This window comes from Streptococcus marmotae (genome assembly GCF_001623565.1).
In the GTDB taxonomy this organism is placed as follows: Bacteria; Bacillota; Bacilli; order Lactobacillales; family Streptococcaceae; genus Streptococcus; species Streptococcus marmotae.
Genome location: NZ_CP015196.1, coordinates 307,336 through 324,356, shown reverse-complemented (window position 1 = coordinate 324,356; position 17,021 = coordinate 307,336). Strand labels below are relative to the sequence as shown.

The 17,021-nt window shown below is 42.4% G+C and carries 14 protein-coding genes, 1 tRNA gene and 1 rRNA gene; 14 read left to right on the top strand and 2 right to left on the bottom strand.

The window, feature by feature from the left end:
- The first annotated feature begins 211 nt into the window (after positions 1-211).
- From ilvA to A4H00_RS01620, 3 genes are all read left to right on the top strand, one after another.
- A complete protein-coding gene (gene ilvA, locus A4H00_RS01630; RefSeq protein ID WP_067086494.1) occupies positions 212-1,462 on the top strand; it encodes a threonine ammonia-lyase IlvA in 1,251 nt (416 codons plus the stop codon).
- A gap of 95 nt (positions 1,463-1,557) precedes the next feature.
- The gene (locus A4H00_RS01625; RefSeq protein WP_067091370.1) at positions 1,558-2,451 is read left to right on the top strand and encodes an SPFH domain-containing protein; all 894 of its coding nucleotides are present in this window, start codon (positions 1,558-1,560) and stop codon (positions 2,449-2,451) included.
- Positions 2,452-2,536: 85 nt separating this feature from the next.
- Complete coding sequence (locus A4H00_RS01620) at positions 2,537-2,746, top strand: capsule biosynthesis transcriptional regulator (protein WP_009910800.1); 210 nt, start codon at positions 2,537-2,539, stop codon at positions 2,744-2,746.
- A gap of 84 nt (positions 2,747-2,830) precedes the next feature.
- Here the strand turns inward: A4H00_RS01620 and A4H00_RS01615 are convergent, their stop codons facing one another.
- Both A4H00_RS01615 and A4H00_RS01610 read right to left on the bottom strand, forming a co-directional pair.
- Positions 2,831-3,580, bottom strand: a complete 750-nt coding sequence (locus A4H00_RS01615; RefSeq protein WP_067086491.1) for an amino acid ABC transporter ATP-binding protein — start codon at positions 3,578-3,580, stop codon at positions 2,831-2,833.
- Complete coding sequence (locus tag A4H00_RS01610; protein WP_067086488.1) at positions 3,573-5,138, bottom strand: ABC transporter substrate-binding protein/permease; 1,566 nt, start codon at positions 5,136-5,138, stop codon at positions 3,573-3,575. The genes A4H00_RS01615 and A4H00_RS01610 overlap by 8 nt, the downstream gene beginning before the upstream one ends.
- 126 nt (positions 5,139-5,264) lie before the next feature.
- On the opposite strand from A4H00_RS01610, the gene A4H00_RS01605 reads away from it, so the two are divergent.
- The 11 genes from A4H00_RS01605 (at position 5,265) to A4H00_RS01555 (ending at position 16,935) form a co-directional block, all read left to right on the top strand.
- On the top strand, positions 5,265-6,104 hold the full coding sequence (locus A4H00_RS01605; protein ID WP_067086486.1) for an undecaprenyl-diphosphate phosphatase: 840 nt from the start codon (positions 5,265-5,267) through the stop codon (positions 6,102-6,104).
- A 394-nt stretch (positions 6,105-6,498) separates the two neighbouring features.
- Positions 6,499-7,227 carry an adaptor protein MecA gene (gene mecA / locus A4H00_RS01600; protein WP_067086483.1) on the top strand — a complete coding sequence of 243 codons (729 nt, stop codon included), beginning with the start codon at positions 6,499-6,501 and terminating at the stop codon, positions 7,225-7,227.
- Positions 7,224-8,390 carry a glycosyltransferase family 4 protein gene (locus A4H00_RS01595; RefSeq protein ID WP_067086480.1) on the top strand — a complete coding sequence of 389 codons (1,167 nt, stop codon included), beginning with the start codon at positions 7,224-7,226 and terminating at the stop codon, positions 8,388-8,390. Before mecA ends, A4H00_RS01595 begins: the two co-directional genes overlap by 4 nt.
- An 80-nt stretch (positions 8,391-8,470) precedes the next feature.
- Positions 8,471-9,241: a Fe-S cluster assembly ATPase SufC gene (gene sufC / locus A4H00_RS01590; protein ID WP_067086477.1), complete on the top strand. Its 771-nt coding sequence runs from the start codon at positions 8,471-8,473 to the stop codon at positions 9,239-9,241.
- Between the two features lie 29 nt (positions 9,242-9,270).
- Positions 9,271-10,533, top strand: coding sequence for a Fe-S cluster assembly protein SufD (sufD, locus tag A4H00_RS01585; RefSeq protein WP_067086474.1), 1,263 nt, complete (start codon positions 9,271-9,273; stop codon positions 10,531-10,533).
- A 5-nt stretch (positions 10,534-10,538) separates the two neighbouring features.
- Positions 10,539-11,768: a cysteine desulfurase gene (locus tag A4H00_RS01580; RefSeq protein WP_067086471.1), complete on the top strand. Its 1,230-nt coding sequence runs from the start codon at positions 10,539-10,541 to the stop codon at positions 11,766-11,768.
- Complete coding sequence (gene sufU, locus A4H00_RS01575; protein WP_067086470.1) at positions 11,755-12,189, top strand: Fe-S cluster assembly sulfur transfer protein SufU; 435 nt, start codon at positions 11,755-11,757, stop codon at positions 12,187-12,189. Before A4H00_RS01580 ends, sufU begins: the two co-directional genes overlap by 14 nt.
- A gap of 30 nt (positions 12,190-12,219) precedes the next feature.
- Positions 12,220-13,632 (top strand): Fe-S cluster assembly protein SufB, encoded by a 1,413-nt coding sequence (sufB, locus tag A4H00_RS01570; protein ID WP_067086467.1) that lies wholly within the window; start codon positions 12,220-12,222, stop codon positions 13,630-13,632.
- A gap of 850 nt (positions 13,633-14,482) precedes the next feature.
- Positions 14,483-14,947, top strand: a complete 465-nt coding sequence (locus A4H00_RS01565; RefSeq protein WP_067086464.1) for a transcriptional regulator — start codon at positions 14,483-14,485, stop codon at positions 14,945-14,947.
- Between the two features lie 314 nt (positions 14,948-15,261).
- Positions 15,262-16,810, top strand: a 16S ribosomal RNA gene (locus A4H00_RS01560).
- Between the two features lie 52 nt (positions 16,811-16,862).
- Positions 16,863-16,935, top strand: a tRNA-Ala gene (locus tag A4H00_RS01555).
- Positions 16,936-17,021: the final 86 nt, after the last annotated feature.

Here is a 17,021-nt window from a genome sequence, read left to right as displayed (position 1 = left end):
TATAGTGAATTGAATAAAGGTTAGGACATCGTTAAGTCGCTGTGATGAACGCCAGTTCTATCTGCAGCTCCTTGCCTTGTCCTATTCCTTTCTCAATCCACTATAAATACCCAATAATCTGATGAGGATAGAAAGTAAGTGAGGGAAGGGGCTAGCAAGATGCTCAGCTCCTCACTTTTTTCACGGATGGATAAGGAGAAACGGAGAAACTATGTTAACAGCTAAGGACATTGTACGTGCTCATAAGGTATTAAAGGATGTGGTGGTGTATACCCCACTTGATTATGACCCGTATTTGTCAGAAAAATATGGAGCGAAAATCTATCTCAAAAAAGAGAATGCCCAGCGTGTTCGTTCTTTCAAAATTCGTGGGGCCTACTACGCTATTTCGCAACTGAAAGAAGAGGAGCGTAAGCGTGGTGTGGTCTGTGCCAGTGCGGGAAATCATGCCCAAGGAGTTGCCTTTACCTGTAATGAGTTAGGAATTCCTGCAACGATTTTTATGCCGATTACCACACCTCAACAAAAAATTGGTCAAGTTCGTTTCTTTGGTGGTGAGATGGTGGAGATCAAGTTGGTCGGAGATACGTTTGATGCTTCAGCTAAAGCAGCGCAGGACTTTACGGAGCGTGAAAATCGGACCTTCATTGCACCTTTTGATGATATCCATGTGCAGGCCGGTCAAGGTACGGTAGGTTATGAAATCATGGAAGAAGCAGAGCGTGAATCCATTGATTTTGATACGGTTTTAGTACCAGTTGGCGGAGGTGGTTTAATTGCAGGAGTTGCTACCTATATCAAGGAAACTAGTCCAGCCATTGAAGTCATCGGGGTAGAAGCTGAAGGAGCTCGGAGTATGAAGGCTGCCTTTGAAGCAGGGGGTCCTGTAAAGCTCAAGGAAATTGATAAATTTGCAGACGGTATTGCCGTACAAAAAGTAGGTCAATTAACCTACGAAGCGACACGCCGACATGTTGAAAATCTGATCGGTGTGGATGAAGGCTTGATTTCTGAAACCTTAATTGATTTGTATTCGAAACAAGGAATTGTGGCAGAACCAGCAGGTGCAGCTAGTATTGCAGCCCTAGATGTTTTAAGCGAGTATATCAAAGGAAAGACCGTTTGCTGTATTATCTCAGGTGGGAACAACGACATCAACCGCATGCCAGAAATGGAAGAGCGGGCGCTGATTTATGACGGAATCAAACATTATTTCGTTGTCAATTTCCCTCAACGTCCCGGAGCTTTGCGAGAATTTGTAACAGACATCTTGGGACCAAATGATGATATTACGCGTTTTGAATACATCAAGCGTGCTAGCAAGGGAACAGGTCCGGTCTTGATTGGGGTGGCTTTAGGTGACAAGCATGATTATGCGGGATTGATTGAACGCATGGAAAAGTTTGATCCATCCTTTATCAATCTTCGCGGCAATGAAACCTTATATAATCTTCTTGTGTAAGTGGTAAAATAGTTTGAGGAAATTTCGTCATTTTACTTGATAAGTCTCAAATAAAGGAGTATAATATCCTACAAAGAAAAGGAGGGTGCTCTATGATGATTAGTATTATTAGCATCGTATTTGTGTTACTTGTTTTGTTGGTTGGAGTAGTTGTCCTCAGCTCACTCTATGTTGTCCGACAGCAATCGGTTGTGATTATCGAACGTTTTGGGAAATACCAAAAATTGAGTAATAGTGGGATTCATCTCCGCTTGCCGTTTGGGATTGACCATATTGCAGCTCGGATTCAACTGCGCTTGTTGCAAAGTGAGATTGTCGTGGAAACCAAGACCCAAGACAATGTTTTTGTGACCATGAATGTGGCCACTCAGTACCGGGTTAATGAAAACAATGTTACCGATGCCTACTACAAGTTGATTCGACCAGAAGCGCAAATTAAGTCGTATATTGAAGACGCTCTTCGCTCCTCTGTCCCTAAGCTAACCTTGGACGAGCTGTTTGAGAAAAAGGATGAAATCGCCCTTGAAGTACAAAAACAAGTAGCAGAAGAAATGTCTACTTATGGTTATATTATCGTAAAAACCTTGATTACCAAGGTAGAGCCTGATGCAGAAGTGAAGCAGTCTATGAATGAAATTAATGCTGCGCAACGAAAACGTGCCGCTGCTCAGGAATTGGCAGAAGCAGACAAGATTAAAATTGTCACAGCAGCAGAAGCAGAAGCTGAAAAAGATCGTCTTCACGGTGTGGGGATTGCCCAACAACGAAAAGCCATTGTAGATGGTCTAGCAGATTCTATCAAGGAATTAAAAGAATCAGATATTGGATTAACAGAAGAGCAGATTATGTCCATCCTCTTGACCAACCAATATCTTGATACCCTTAATAACTTTTCACATACAGGAAATAGTACTATTTTCTTACCAGCTAGTCCTGAGGGGATGGAAGACATCCGAACTCAGATATTATCTGCCCTAAAAGCAAAATAATCCCTATTTATAGCACTTTTTACTTGACAAATCAGGCTATATATAATAGACTGAAGTGAACGAATAATAAAGAAAGGGGTTTCTCATGACTAGTTATGAAAAAGTGGCCGCAGTTGTCGGTTGGGTACGCGAAAAGAAGATTACTGGGTACCGCATTAGTAAAGAGACAAATGCACGTGAAATGTCAGTTATCGCTCTTGCACAAGGTCGTGCAAAAATTGATAATATTTCATTTGCTACCGCTTTGGGACTTATTGATTTTTATGATAAAAACCATAAAAAATTTGAGAACTAATTTTGGGTACCAAAAAGAGGAGGTTTAAGCTCCTCTTTTACTTCGTATAAAAAAATCAACTAGGAAGCCTAGTTGATTTTTATTTTATAGAGTATGCCCACGGAAGCGTTGTAAGAATTCTTGTGTCCTTACTTCCTGAGGATTTTCAAAGATTTGTTGAGGAGTCCCTTCTTCAGCAATTACTCCCTTATCCATAAAAATGACACGGTCTGAAACGTCACGGGCAAATTCCATTTCATGGGTTACGATAATCATGGTTAATCCTGATTTAGCTAGGTCTTGCATTGTTTTTAAAACTTCTCCAACCATTTCAGGGTCAAGGGCAGAAGTTGGCTCATCAAAGAGGATAACTTCTGGATTGACAGAAAGAGCCCGTGCGATGGCGACCCGCTGCTTTTGACCACCAGATAACTGGCTTGGCTTGGCAGTCCAGTATTGCTCTGTCATTCCGACCTTATTTAGATTTTCTTTGGCAATGGTTTCTGCCTCTGCACGGCTACGTTTTAAGACTGTTGTTTGGGCGACAATAGCGTTTTCTAGGACATTCAAGTTGTTAAACAGATTAAAGGATTGAAAGACCATCCCAAGCTTTTCACGGTAACTTGTCAAATCATAGCCTTTTTCCAAAACATTTTGTCCATGGTAGAGGATTTCCCCTTCACTAGGCGTTTCTAACAGATTAATTGACCGTAAAAAGGTCGATTTTCCAGATCCAGAAGAGCCGATGATGGAGATGACCTCTCCTTTTTTTACTGTCATTGAAATGTCTCGTAGCACTACATTTTGGCCAAATGCCTTTTTTAGATGATTGATTTCTAAAATCGTATTAGTCATGAAGCACCTCCGTTTGCATTTGATTAGCACCAGTTGTGTAGGTATCTGTGTCAAAGCGTTTTTCAATTAAGCGTAGAATTCGAGTAACTGTAAAAGTCAAGATAAAGTAGATAATAGCGATAACAGTAAAGGTCTGGAAGTATTGATAAGTCTGCGTTGCGACAGTATTTCCAGAGAAGTAGAGTTCTACCACTGAGATAACGTTCAATACAGAAGTATCCTTGATGTTGATGACGAACTCATTACCGGTAGCAGGTAAGATGTTGCGAATGACTTGTGGTAAGACAATTTTACGCATGGTTTGGTTATGGGTAAAGCCAAGAGCTGTAGCAGCTTCAAATTGTCCTTTATCGACGGCAAAGATTCCTCCACGAACAATCTCACTCATGTAAGCACCTGTATTGATAGATACGATGAAAATGGCAGCCAGAGTTCGGTCGAGATTCAAACCAAATGCTTGAGCGGTTCCGTAGTAGATGACCATGGATTGTACAATCATCGGTGTGCCACGGAAGATTTCAATGTAGATATTGATGAGAATGGCAAGGGCTTTTTGGAGCAAAGCAAGTCCTTTATTTGTTGCTTGTGGAGCAGTACGGAAAACTCCGATGAGTAAGCCAATTGCAGTACCGATAATTGTTCCCAAAATCGAAATGAGTAAGGTCATGCCTGTTCCACGGAGTAATTGTGGCCAGTTGTTCACAAGGATATTCCATACTTGGGCAAAGAAAGAGGGCTTTTCAGTTGTCTCGCTTTTTTCAACTGGCTGATTTTCAATCATATCATCCATGAGTGCGAGTTGCTCTTTTTCAGTAAAGGCTTCTAAAACTTGGTTGACCTGTGCGATACGGGCATCGTCTTTCCGCATTCCAACAGCAATGGTCACATCTTCTGCCTGTGTCTCAAAGCCAGTTGTCAGTTCAACCATTTTAAAAGCAGGATTTGCTTCTTGGGCGGTCCGAGCTTCTGGTCTTTCTGAAACATAGGCATCAATGATTCCAGCTTCGAGTGCTTGACGAATTTGAGAAAAATCTCCTATAGCAGTTTGCTTGTCAACGCCGTTTATTTGATCAATTAAGTTATAAAGATAGACACCTTGTTGAGCTGTGATTTTAGCACCTGCAAACTCAGCAAGACTAGTTGCGTCTGCCCATTTACTATCTGAACGGACAACGAGTGTAGGAATAGAGGTATAGTAACTGGAAGAAAAGGCGATTTCTTTTTTGCGTTCCTCTGTTGGGCTCATTCCTGCGATAATCATATCGATTTTTCCAGAAGTAAGTGCTGGCACTAGCCCTTCCCATTTTGTTTTGACGACCAGTACCTTTTTGTCCATTTTGTCCGCGATTTTTTTGGCAACTTGAACATCATAACCATTCGCGAATTGAGTGGTTCCTTCAATGGGAACAGCTCCGTTGTCATCTGTTTCTTGTGTCCAGTTGAATGGTGCGTAGGCCGCTTCCATTCCGACACGTAAGTATTCATCTGCGCTTACACCAGTACGGATAAAGAAAGTACCGAAAAGTAGTGCAAATAGAAGTAACAATCGTTTTTTCATAATCTCTCCTTTTTCAAAAGTAGTTATATTGTATAAAAAATTCTGACAAATTGCAAACTAATTGAAAATTTAGCGGTTCCATTCTGATTTGTGATATAATGAGAAAGAAATGTAAAGGAGTCAGACATGTTTGTTGAGATTATAAAAGCGATTTTCTTTGGGATTATAGAGGGTGTAACCGAATGGTTGCCGATATCAAGTACAGGGCATTTGATTTTGATACAGGAGTTTATTTCCTTTAAAAATGTCAGTGCAGATTTTACGTCCATGTTTAATGTTGTCATTCAGCTGGGGGCAATATTAGCAGTTATGGTTCTTTATTTTGACCGTCTGAATCCCTTTCAAGCTGGAAAGACAGATCGTCAGATTCGGCTGACATGGCAATTATGGGCAAAAGTGGCGATTGCAGCTTTTCCAGCTGTAGTTGTAGGGTTTTTATTTGATGATTGGTTAGACGATCACTTACACAACTTTATCGTCGTTGCCATGATGCTGATTGTATATGGTGTAGCCTTTATCTATGTCGAAAAAAGACAGCAAAACCGTCAACCAAATGTAACTTCTTTAGCGAAGATGTCGTATGCGACAGCGCTTTCGATTGGCTTGTTCCAGGTCCTTGCTTTGATTCCGGGGACCAGTCGATCAGGGGCAACAATCATTGGTGGTATTCTTTTAGGTACGAGTCGTGCGGTAGCAACAGAATTCACCTTTTTCTTAGGGATTCCAATCATGTTTGGTGCCAGCTTTTTAAAGGTGATTAAACTGCTTGTGAAAGGTTTAAGTGTGACAGCTGGACAATGGATGTTACTATTAGTAGCGATGGTAACAGCCTTTCTCATCTCGCTTGTAGTGATTCGTTTCTTGACAGACTATGTAAAAAAACATGACTTTACCTTTTTTGGAAAGTATCGCATCGCTCTAGGAACAATTTTAGTGATTTACTATCTCATCACGCTTATTTTTTAGGAAATATAGTTCGTTACAACTTCTTATTTTAGGAGTAGGAGATTCGAAATTGTTCAATAAACCAACAGGTTACGATAACGAAAGGAGAGGTCCTCTCTCTCAGATTGAAGAAAAAGTCCATTTTGGACAATTTTCTTCAATCTTTTTTCTTTTACTTGAGAAATAAAAAAACTCTTAACAATACAGCTATATCAGCATTTCTAAGAATTTCTGTTGTATGGTAGTTAACCCCAAAAATAAAAATTTTTCTATCTCTAGTAGGGTTTGTCTACGTTCTGGGAGAGCTCCTCTCTCTTTTCTTTTGTAAAAGAATCTATTTTTTTGTATAATGGATGAAATATGGTATGTTCGAATGTATTGTTCGATAGAGCTTGGAAGAGTATGAGGTAATGAGATGAAGATGAAACAAATTAGTGATTCCACCTTGAAAATCACAATAAAGATGGAAGATTTGGAAGAGCGTGGAATGGAATTGGCGGATTTTCTAGTACCACAGGAAAAAACAGAAGAATTTTTCTATGCCGTGCTAGATGAACTAGAATTACCAGTAACCTTCCGTGAAAGTGGGATGCTGAGTTTTCGTGTGACGCCAAAACCAGATAAGGTGGATATTTTTGTAACGAAATCAGATATTGATCAGCAATTGAATTTTGATGATTTTGCGGATATGGCCGATTTAGATGAGCTGTCACAAATGACACCAGATGAATTTTTGAAGACACTTGAGAAAACGATTCGTGAAAAGAGCGTAGGGGATAATCGAGCAGTTCAACATTTGGAGCAGGTAGAGGAAACGGAATTTGATGACGAAGAGGACGTAGAAGTTCGCAATTATATCTATTACATTCTTGATTTTGCAAGTCTTCAGGAGGCTGTTCAGTTTGTGTCCCTTGTTGATTTTACAGTTGAAGAATCAGAATTGTACAAGATGAATGAACGCTACTATATGACAGTTTTGATCAATATTGAAAATCGTTCAACACGCTACCCAGACTATATCTTGTCACGAATGCTGGAGCATGCAGATGATACGTCAATCTCACGTGCTGTCCTGCAAGAGCATGGGGTTCTCCTGCTTCCAGTTGGTGCTATTGATGAGCTTGGGAAGGTGAACTTAGCATGATTCCATTTGCTTTGAAGTATATCATTGTCGTTATTTCGACTATGATTGTATCAATTATTGCAACACCTCTGGTCCGCTTCTTAGCATTTCGGATTGGTGCAGTGGATAATCCCAATGCTCGTCGTATCAACAAGGTGCCGATGCCAACTGCAGGGGGGCTAGCGATTTTTATCGCTTTTTTATTAGGAACAACCTGTTTTTTGGCCCCTATCGTGACGTATGTGCAACCTCGAGGGACCTATTTGGAGTATATACTCCCAGTTATCATTGCTGGCGGTATCATCATTGCGACAGGTCTACTTGATGATATTAAGGAACTGCGTCCTCTGCCCAAATTAACGGGGATGCTTCTTGCAGCAATGATTATTTGGTTCTTTACGGATTTTCATTTTGATAATTTTAAAATTCCCTTTGGTGGGCCGATGTTGCATTTTCCGACCTGGCTTGCTTTTTTTCTAACGATTCTCTGGATTGTAGCGATTACCAATGCGGTCAATCTGATTGACGGTTTGGATGGACTGGTGTCTGGGGTGTCGATTATTTCCCTGACGACCATGGGGATTGTTTCCTATTTTTTCCTACATGATAGCAATATTTACTTGACCCTAACAGTCTTTGTCTTGGTTGCTGCAATAGCTGGCTTTCTTCCCTATAATTACAATCCAGCAATTATTTACGTAGGGGATACAGGGGCGTTATTTATCGGATTTATGATTGGAGTTCTGTCTTTGCAGGGCCTGAAGAATTCGACAGCAGTTGCTGTGGTGACTCCTATGATTATTTTAGGAGTTCCCATTACGGATACGGTGGTGGCGATTATTCGAAGAACCTTGTCCGGTCAAAAAATCTATGAAGCAGACCGCATGCACTTGCACCACCGTCTCTTGTCGCTTGGATTGACGCATCGGGGGACTGTCTTAGTCATTTATGCCATATCCTTTATTTTTTCTCTAACTTCTCTGCTATTAAATGTATCAAGCAGGGTAGGTGGGGTCTTGCTCTTATTTGCTCTGCTATTTGGAGTGGAAATTCTCAGTGAACTAATTGGAATTTTTGGTGAAAATCGAACACCCATTCTGAATATCTTGCGTTTTATTGGAAACAGTGATGTACGTCAAGAATATCTCATGAAGAGGAAGGAAAAACGGAAATCAAGAAAATAAGAATGTTTCTAAACAAAGAAGGAGCCAATCAGGCTCTTTTTTGGTATAATAAATCAGATAAAAACTAAATGGAGGTACCTATGTCAGTATTAGAAATCAAAGATTTGCATGTGGCAATCGAGGGAAAAGAAATTTTAAAAGGGGTTAACTTGACCTTGAAAACAGGGGAAGTTGCAGCCATTATGGGACCAAATGGAACAGGGAAATCCACCCTTTCAGCAGCCATCATGGGAAATCCTAACTACGAAGTCACTCAAGGAGAGGTCTTACTTGATGGCGTGAATGTCTTGGAGTTAGAAGTTGATGAGCGTGCTCGTATGGGGCTCTTTCTTGCTATGCAATACCCAAGTGAAATCCCAGGCATTACCAATGCAGAATTTCTACGTGCAGCCATGAATGCTGGAAAAGAAGAGGATGAGAAAATTTCTGTCCGTGATTTCATTACCAAACTCGATGAGAAAATGGAATTGCTCAACATGAAAGAAGAAATGGCAGAGCGCTACCTCAATGAAGGCTTCTCTGGTGGTGAGAAAAAACGCAATGAAATTCTACAACTCTTGATGTTAGAGCCAACCTTTGCTCTTCTTGATGAAATCGACTCAGGTCTTGACATCGACGCCCTTAAAGTGGTTTCAAAAGGGGTAAATGCCATGCGTGGAGAAGGCTTTGGTGCCATGATTATTACCCACTACCAACGGTTGTTAAACTACATTACACCAGATGTGGTTCACATTATGATGGAAGGACGCGTGGTTCTATCAGGTGGTCCAGAACTTGCGATTCGTCTTGAAAAAGAAGGTTATGCAAAAATTGCAGAAGAACTAGGCTTGACTTACGAAGAGGAAGTTTAAGGCGAAACTTGTTCAGAAAGGAGAAAATAATGACCAAAGAAGCCATTAAACTGTTTTCACAAGCACACGCAGAACCAGCTTGGTTGAGTAATCTTCGGCAAGCAGCTTTTGAAAAAATAGACACATTAGATCTACCAAAGATTGAACGGGTGAAATTCCACCGTTGGAATCTTGGAGATGGAAGTATAACAGAATCTGAAGCAACGAGCAATGTTCCTGATTTTACAGCTTTAGGTGATAATCCCAAGTTAGTTCAAGTCGGAACTCAGACTGTTTTTGAACAATTGTCTCCAGAATTGGCAGAGGCAGGCGTGATTTTCACAGATTTTTACACCGCTTTGGAAGAAATTCCAGAAGTCATGGAGCAGTACTTTACCAAGGCAGTAGCCTATGATGAGGACAAACTTGCAGCCTACCATACCGCTTATTTTAATAGCGGATCGGTCTTGTATGTCCCTGACAATGTCGAAATCAAGGTGCCAGTCGAAGGAATTTTCTACCAAGATAGCGAAAGCGATGTGCCGTTTAACAAGCATGTTTTAGTGATTACAGGGAAGAATGCTAAGTTAGACTATTTAGAACGTTTTGAAAGTATCGGAGATGGTAGCAAGCAAGCAACGGCCAATATCACAGTGGAAGTCATTGCAGGAGCTGGCAGTCAGATTAAATTTGCGGCGATTGACCGTTTGGGACAGCATGTAACAACCTATATGAGTCGTCGTGGGTCATTGGCAAACAATGCCAGCATTGACTGGGCGATTGGAGTGATGAATGAAGGCAATGTCATTGCTGACTTTGATAGTGATTTGTATGGAGATGGCAGCCATGCAGATATGAAGGTCGTTGCACTGTCAAGTGGCAAGCAAGTGCAGGGGATTGATACTCGTGTAACCAACTATGGTCGCAATTCGATCGGAAATATCCTCCAACACGGGGTGATTTTAGAAAAAGGAACGCTGACCTTCAACGGAATTGGACACATTATTAAAGGTGCTAAGGGAGCGGATGCCCAGCAAGAAAGTCGGGTCTTGATGCTGTCTGACCAGGCACGAAGCGATGCCAATCCGATTCTTTTAATTGATGAAAATGATGTTACAGCAGGGCACGCTGCTTCTATCGGACAGGTCGATCCAGAGGACATGTACTATCTCATGAGCCGTGGTTTGGATAAAGCAACAGCCGAACGTTTGGTTGTACGTGGTTTCCTAGGAGCAGTTATTACGGAAATTCCTGTAAAAGAAGTCCGTAATGAAATGATTGACGGAATTGAAGAAAAGCTAAGCAAGAGGTAAGAGAGATGTCAGTAGATAGCCATGCCCTCAAAAAAGAGTTTCCAATCCTAGACCAGTTGGTCCATGATGAGCCCTTGGTCTATCTAGACAATGCTGCAACGACGCAGAAACCCCAAGTTGTTTTAGAAGAAATCCTAAACTATTACCAGACGGATAATGCCAATGTTCACCGAGGTGTGCATACCTTAGCGGAACGTGCGACTAGCCGCTATGAGGCAGCACGGGAGCGCGTGCGACAATTTATCCATGCCAAATCAACCAAGGAAGTACTTTTTACAAGAGGGACTACGACAAGTCTCAATTGGGTGGCACATTTTGCAGCCCAAATCTTGCAACCAGAGGATGAGGTCTTGATCTCCATTATGGAACACCATGCCAATATTATCCCCTGGCAAGAAGCTTGTCGAAAGACGGGAGCAAAGTTGGTCTATGTCTATCTGAAAGACGGGCTCTTAGATATGGAGGATTTGCAGTCCAAACTATCACCAAAAACAAGATTTGTCTCTTTGGCCCATGTCTCCAATGTCCTAGGAACCATCAATCCAATCAAAGAAATTACTCGATTGGCGCACGAAGTTGATGCCATTATGGTAGTAGATGGAGCCCAGTCCATTCCACACATGTCTATTGATGTATTGGATTTAGATGTGGATTTCTTTGCTTTTTCAGGTCATAAGATGCTGGGTCCGACAGGAATTGGTGTTCTCTATGGGAAAGAAAAATGGCTCTCCCAAATGGAACCAGTAGAATTTGGCGGAGAAATGATTGATTTTGTTTATGAGCAATCTGCTACGTGGAAGGAATTACCTTGGAAATTCGAAGCTGGTACGCCCAATATGGCAGGAGCGATTGGGCTAGCTAAGGCAATCGACTATCTGGAAGAAGTGGGGATGGAGGACATTGCAGCACACGAAGCAGATTTGCTAGCCTATATATTTCCCAAATTACAGACCATGGAGGGGATTGAAATCTATGGTCCGACAGACTTGGCAAAACGTTCAGGCGTCATCTCGTTTAATATAAAGGGATTGCATCCGCATGATGTAGCAACGGCACTGGACTATGAGGGAGTAGCTGTGCGAGCAGGTCATCATTGTGCTCAACCGCTTCTAGCTTATTTGGGTGTGCAGTCAACGGTTCGTGCTAGTTTTTCTCTTTATAATACCAAGGAAGACTGCGATCGATTGCTTGAAGCACTGGAAAAGACAAAGGAGTTTTTCAATGGCACTTTCTAAATTAGAGAGCCTTTATATGGCTGTGGTAGCAGACCATTCCAAACATCCTCATCATCAAGGGGAAATCGCTGGGGCTCATCAGGTGGATTTGAACAATCCCACTTGTGGCGATGTGATTAACTTGTCGCTGCAATTAGATGAAACTGGTGAAACCATTCAAGATATTGCCTTTGTCAATGCAGGTTGCACCATTTCGACCGCTTCAGCTAGTATGATGACAGATTTGGTGTTAGGAAAAACGAAGACAGAAGTGCTGGAATTAGCCCAGGTCTTTTCTGAAATGGTTCAAGGAAAGACAGATGTACGCCAAAAAGACTTAGGAGATGCTGCCTTTCTAGCAGGTGTTGCTAAATTTCCACAGCGAGTAAAATGTGCGACCTTGGCCTGGAATGCACTAAAAAAAGGCTTAAATGAAGAGTAGAAAAATCTCAAAGAAATAGAGGAGGAAAGAATGACAGAGGAAAGAGTAGAACCAAAACCGATTGACCTCGGTGAATACAAATTCGGTTTTCATGATGATGTAGAGCCTATTATGTCAACTGGAAAAGGATTGAACGAAGACGTAATTCGAGCCTTATCTGCGGCGAAAAACGAGCCAGAATGGATGTTAGAATTTCGGTTGAAATCGTATGAGGCTTTCAAAAAAATGCCCCTTGAAACCTGGGGAGCAGACTTGTCTGAGATTGATTTTGATGACTTGATTTACTACCAAAAGGCATCTGACAAACCAGCTCGTTCATGGGATGAGGTGCCTGAGAAAATCAAGGAAACTTTTGAACGCATCGGAATTCCAGAAGCAGAACGTGCTTATCTTGCAGGTGCTGCTGCTCAGTACGAATCAGAAGTGGTTTACCACAATATGAAAGAAGAATTTGAGAAGTTGGGCATTATCTTTACGGATACCGATTCAGCTTTGAAAGAATACCCTGATTTGTTCAAGCAGTATTTTGCCAAATTAGTGCCACCAACGGATAATAAATTAGCTGCCCTAAACAGTGCAGTATGGTCTGGGGGAACCTTTATCTATGTGCCAAAAGGTGTCAAATGTGATATTCCTTTGCAGACTTATTTCCGAATCAATAACGAAAGTACCGGACAGTTTGAGCGAACCTTGATTATCGTCGATGAGGGGGCAAGTGTGCATTACGTTGAAGGGTGTACAGCGCCGACCTATTCAAGTGATAGTTTGCATGCAGCGATTGTTGAAATCTTTGCCCTTGATGGAGCCTACATGCGCTATACAACAATTCAGAACTGGTCTGACAATGTCTATAACCTTGTTACCAAACGTGCTCGTGCGATGAAAGATGCGACAGTGGAGTGGATTGATGGCAACCTTGGGGCTAAAACCACCATGAAATATCCATCTGTTTACTTGGATGGTGAAGGAGCGCGTGGGACCATGCTGTCTATCGCTTTTGCTAATACGGGACAACACCAAGATACAGGTGCTAAGATGATTCATAATGCGCCGCATACTAGCTCATCAATTGTGTCCAAATCCATTGCCAAAGGTGGTGGAGAGGTAAACTACCGTGGGCAAGTCACTTTTGCACGGAATTCTAAAAAATCAGTCAGCCATATCGAGTGTGATACCATTATCATGGATGATATTTCAAAATCAGATACCATTCCTTTCAATGAAATCCACAATTCGCAAGTGGCCTTGGAGCACGAAGCTAAAGTATCTAAGATTTCTGAAGAACAACTCTACTACCTCATGAGCCGTGGTCTGTCAGAAGGTGAAGCTACAGAGATGATTGTCATGGGCTTTGTGGAGCCATTCACCAAAGAACTTCCAATGGAATACGCAGTTGAGCTCAACCGCTTGATTGCTTATGAAATGGAAGGTTCAGTCGGCTAATACGTAAAAAGAGCCAATTGAGGCTCTTTTTGTCTCTAAATAGGACGACAAATTGCAGGAATAATACTCGTCAAAAATCAAAGTCTGATGTTGTTGCCTCACCTTGCTTCAACAGTCCGGGGGACTGTTGAAGGTTGGAAATAAGGATTATGTCATAATCCTCAGCTAACATTAGTCAGAACTAGTGGCACAGTGGAGACGAGCCAAGCTCGTTCGATTTTCAGCCTTCCACAATTCTCAATTGTGGAATAATCAGATTTTGATTTATATAGAGTATTAAATGGAGTAGGCGAAGTGAATCAATTGGGAAGTTTTTTCAGTAAATGAGATGAACAATTATAAACAGTAGACCGTTTATATCCGAAGGATCTAAGAAAGCCACAAAATCGCTATTTTTGATTTTGAATAAGTAATAGCAAAACGGCGATTAAGTCTCTGGTCATGAGATGGAAGTTCTCAAATTTTTTAGGAAGTTAAAGCATCTGTCATTATCATGAGTTTAGTGGAGACAGCTAAGTGACCTGCTCTCAATACGGAGAAATATATGGCCTATCTTCTAGACAATCTACCGAACGAGGCGACGCTCGCTAAAAAGGGGATTCGAGAGGCTTATTTACGGCAGGATAATATATTCAGGAAAAGTGCAAATATAAAAACATTCCAGAGACAATCAAAACTTTGAAACGTTTTTTATACACCTTGTAATTGTGCGGTTACTAAAAATCCCTATAATCTCTGCAGTAGATTTGCTCGGCTCATTTTTCCCTAAATTTGTATAGGACAAAAAAGTCCTTTTCTATCTTGTATCGATTTGGTAAATTAGAGATAGAAGAATGAAAGGAGAAGCAGGATGGACTTTAAGAGACTCTATTTACAAGTACGCCCGATAGTAGTGAAAGCCCGGAAGGAATACTATATTAAGAGCTGGGAGGTCAGCGACTGGGATCAAGAAGGGATGTATATATTGTATTGCTTACTAGAGCGCGAGGCAGGGATAGAAGAGGACCCTAGTCGCTTATATCGGTATTATAAAGTAAAATTCCGCAATTACATCAAAGACATCATTCGGAAACAAGAAAGCCAGAAACGGAAGTTTGACCGGATGAGCTATGAGGAAATAGGAGAAGTATCGCATAAGCTAGGGAGCGGCGGCTTAGTTACAGATGAGTTAATCTGTCTCCGCGACAGACTAAGTAGCTATCGTTCCCAACTAAGTGAAGAAGAAGTTGGCCAATATGAACTCCTCATAAGCGGGAGGAACTTCAAAGGGCGTCGGAAGATGTTACGCGAGTTACGGGTCTATTTAGAAGATTAGAAAAAAAAAGAAAAAAGTTCTTGACAATCGAAGGTCAAATGTAGTATATTAGGATAGCTGACGCAGAACAGCCACGGAAAATTCCCGGAGAGACAAAAAAGATGAAAAAAATTAAAAAAAGTTTCAAAAAAGTGTTGACAAGGAATTGAAGAAGTGATATACTGATATAGTTGTCGCTTGAGAGAGCGACAGACAAGACCTTTGAAAATTAAAGAAGACGAACCAAACGTGCAGGGTGGTTTATGGAAACATAAACCGTCAATGAACAAAAGAAATAAATCTGTCGGTGAACAGAATGAGTGAAGACTCAAACTATTAATGAGAGTTTGATCCTGGCTCAGGACGAACGCTGGCGGCGTGCCTAATACATGCAAGTAGAACGCTGAAGCTTGGTGCTTGCACCGAGCGGAGGAGTTGCGAACGGGTGAGTAACGCGTAGGTAACCTGCCTGGTAGCGGGGGATAACTATTGGAAACGATAGCTAATACCGCATAAGAGTGCTAACTGCATGGTAAGCATTTAAAAGATGCAATTGCATCACTACCAGATGGACCTGCGTTGTATTAGCTAGTTGGTGGGGTAACGGCTCACCAAGGCGACGATACATAGCCGACCTGAGAGGGTGATCGGCCACACTGGGACTGAGACACGGCCCAGACTCCTACGGGAGGCAGCAGTAGGGAATCTTCGGCAATGGGGGCAACCCTGACCGAGCAACGCCGCGTGAGTGAAGAAGGTTTTCGGATCGTAAAGCTCTGTTGTAAGAGAAGAACAGCGATGGGAGTGGAAAGTCCATTGTATGACGGTATCTTACCAGAAAGGGACGGCTAACTACGTGCCAGCAGCCGCGGTAATACGTAGGTCCCGAGCGTTGTCCGGATTTATTGGGCGTAAAGCGAGAGCAGGCGGTTTGATAAGTCAGAAGTAAAAGGCTGTGGCTCAACCATAGTATGCTTTTGAAACTGTCGAACTTGAGTGCAGAAGGGGGGAGTGGAATTCCATGTGTAGCGGTGAAATGCGTAGATATATGGAGGAACACCGGTGGCGAAAGCGGCTCTCTGGTCTGTAACTGACGCTGAGTCTCGAAAGCGTGGGGAGCGAACAGGATTAGATACCCTGGTAGTCCACGCCGTAAACGATGAGTGCTAGGTGTTGGGTCCTTTCCGGGATTCAGTGCCGTAGCTAACGCATTAAGCACTCCGCCTGGGGAGTACGACCGCAAGGTTGAAACTCAAAGGAATTGACGGGGGCCCGCACAAGCGGTGGAGCATGTGGTTTAATTCGAAGCAACGCGAAGAACCTTACCAGGTCTTGACATCCCTCTGATCGCTCTAGAGATAGAGTTTTCCTTCGGGACAGAGGTGACAGGTGGTGCATGGTTGTCGTCAGCTCGTGTCGTGAGATGTTGGGTTAAGTCCCGCAACGAGCGCAACCCTTATTGTTAGTTGCCATCATTGAGTTGGGCACTCTAGCGAGACTGCCGGTAATAAACCGGAGGAAGGTGGGGATGACGTCAAATCATCATGCCCCTTATGACCTGGGCTACACACGTGCTACAATGGCTGGTACAACGAGTCGCAAGTCGGTGACGGCAAGCTAATCTCTTAAAGCCAGTCTCAGTTCGGATTGTAGGCTGCAACTCGCCTACATGAAGTCGGAATCGCTAGTAATCGCGGATCAGCACGCCGCGGTGAATACGTTCCCGGGCCTTGTACACACCGCCCGTCACACCACGAGAGTTTGTAACACCCGAAGTCGGTGAGGTAACCTTTTAGGAGCCAGCCGCCTAAGGTGGGATAGATGATTGGGGTGAAGTCGTAACAAGGTAGCCGTATCGGAAGGTGCGGCTGGATCACCTCCTTTCTAAGGAAACGGAACTCTGTACGTAGTCTTCTTTAATTTTGAGAGGTCTTGTGGGGCCTTAGCTCAGCTGGGAGAGCGCCTGCTTTGCACGCAGGAGGTCAGCGGTTCGATCCCGCTAGGCTCCATACAACTGGAAATAGTTGTAGAGATTTGCACATTGAAAATTGAATATCTATATCAAATAGTAACAAGAAAATAAACCGAAAACGCT

Coding starts and splice junctions, on each gene's coding strand:
- A4H00_RS01565 (WP_067086464.1), top strand. CDS start 14,483: ATGGACTTTAAGAGACTCTATTTACAAGTACGCCCGATAGTAGTGAAA.
- A4H00_RS01605 (WP_067086486.1), top strand. CDS start 5,265: ATGTTTGTTGAGATTATAAAAGCGATTTTCTTTGGGATTATAGAGGGT.
- A4H00_RS01615 (WP_067086491.1), bottom strand. CDS start 3,580: ATGACTAATACGATTTTAGAAATCAATCATCTAAAAAAGGCATTTGGC.
- A4H00_RS01580 (WP_067086471.1), top strand. CDS start 10,539: ATGTCAGTAGATAGCCATGCCCTCAAAAAAGAGTTTCCAATCCTAGAC.
- ilvA (WP_067086494.1), top strand. CDS start 212: ATGTTAACAGCTAAGGACATTGTACGTGCTCATAAGGTATTAAAGGAT.
- sufD (WP_067086474.1), top strand. CDS start 9,271: ATGACCAAAGAAGCCATTAAACTGTTTTCACAAGCACACGCAGAACCA.
- A4H00_RS01625 (WP_067091370.1), top strand. CDS start 1,558: ATGATTAGTATTATTAGCATCGTATTTGTGTTACTTGTTTTGTTGGTT.
- sufU (WP_067086470.1), top strand. CDS start 11,755: ATGGCACTTTCTAAATTAGAGAGCCTTTATATGGCTGTGGTAGCAGAC.
- mecA (WP_067086483.1), top strand. CDS start 6,499: ATGAAGATGAAACAAATTAGTGATTCCACCTTGAAAATCACAATAAAG.
- A4H00_RS01620 (WP_009910800.1), top strand. CDS start 2,537: ATGACTAGTTATGAAAAAGTGGCCGCAGTTGTCGGTTGGGTACGCGAA.
- A4H00_RS01595 (WP_067086480.1), top strand. CDS start 7,224: ATGATTCCATTTGCTTTGAAGTATATCATTGTCGTTATTTCGACTATG.
- sufB (WP_067086467.1), top strand. CDS start 12,220: ATGACAGAGGAAAGAGTAGAACCAAAACCGATTGACCTCGGTGAATAC.
- sufC (WP_067086477.1), top strand. CDS start 8,471: ATGTCAGTATTAGAAATCAAAGATTTGCATGTGGCAATCGAGGGAAAA.
- A4H00_RS01610 (WP_067086488.1), bottom strand. CDS start 5,138: ATGAAAAAACGATTGTTACTTCTATTTGCACTACTTTTCGGTACTTTC.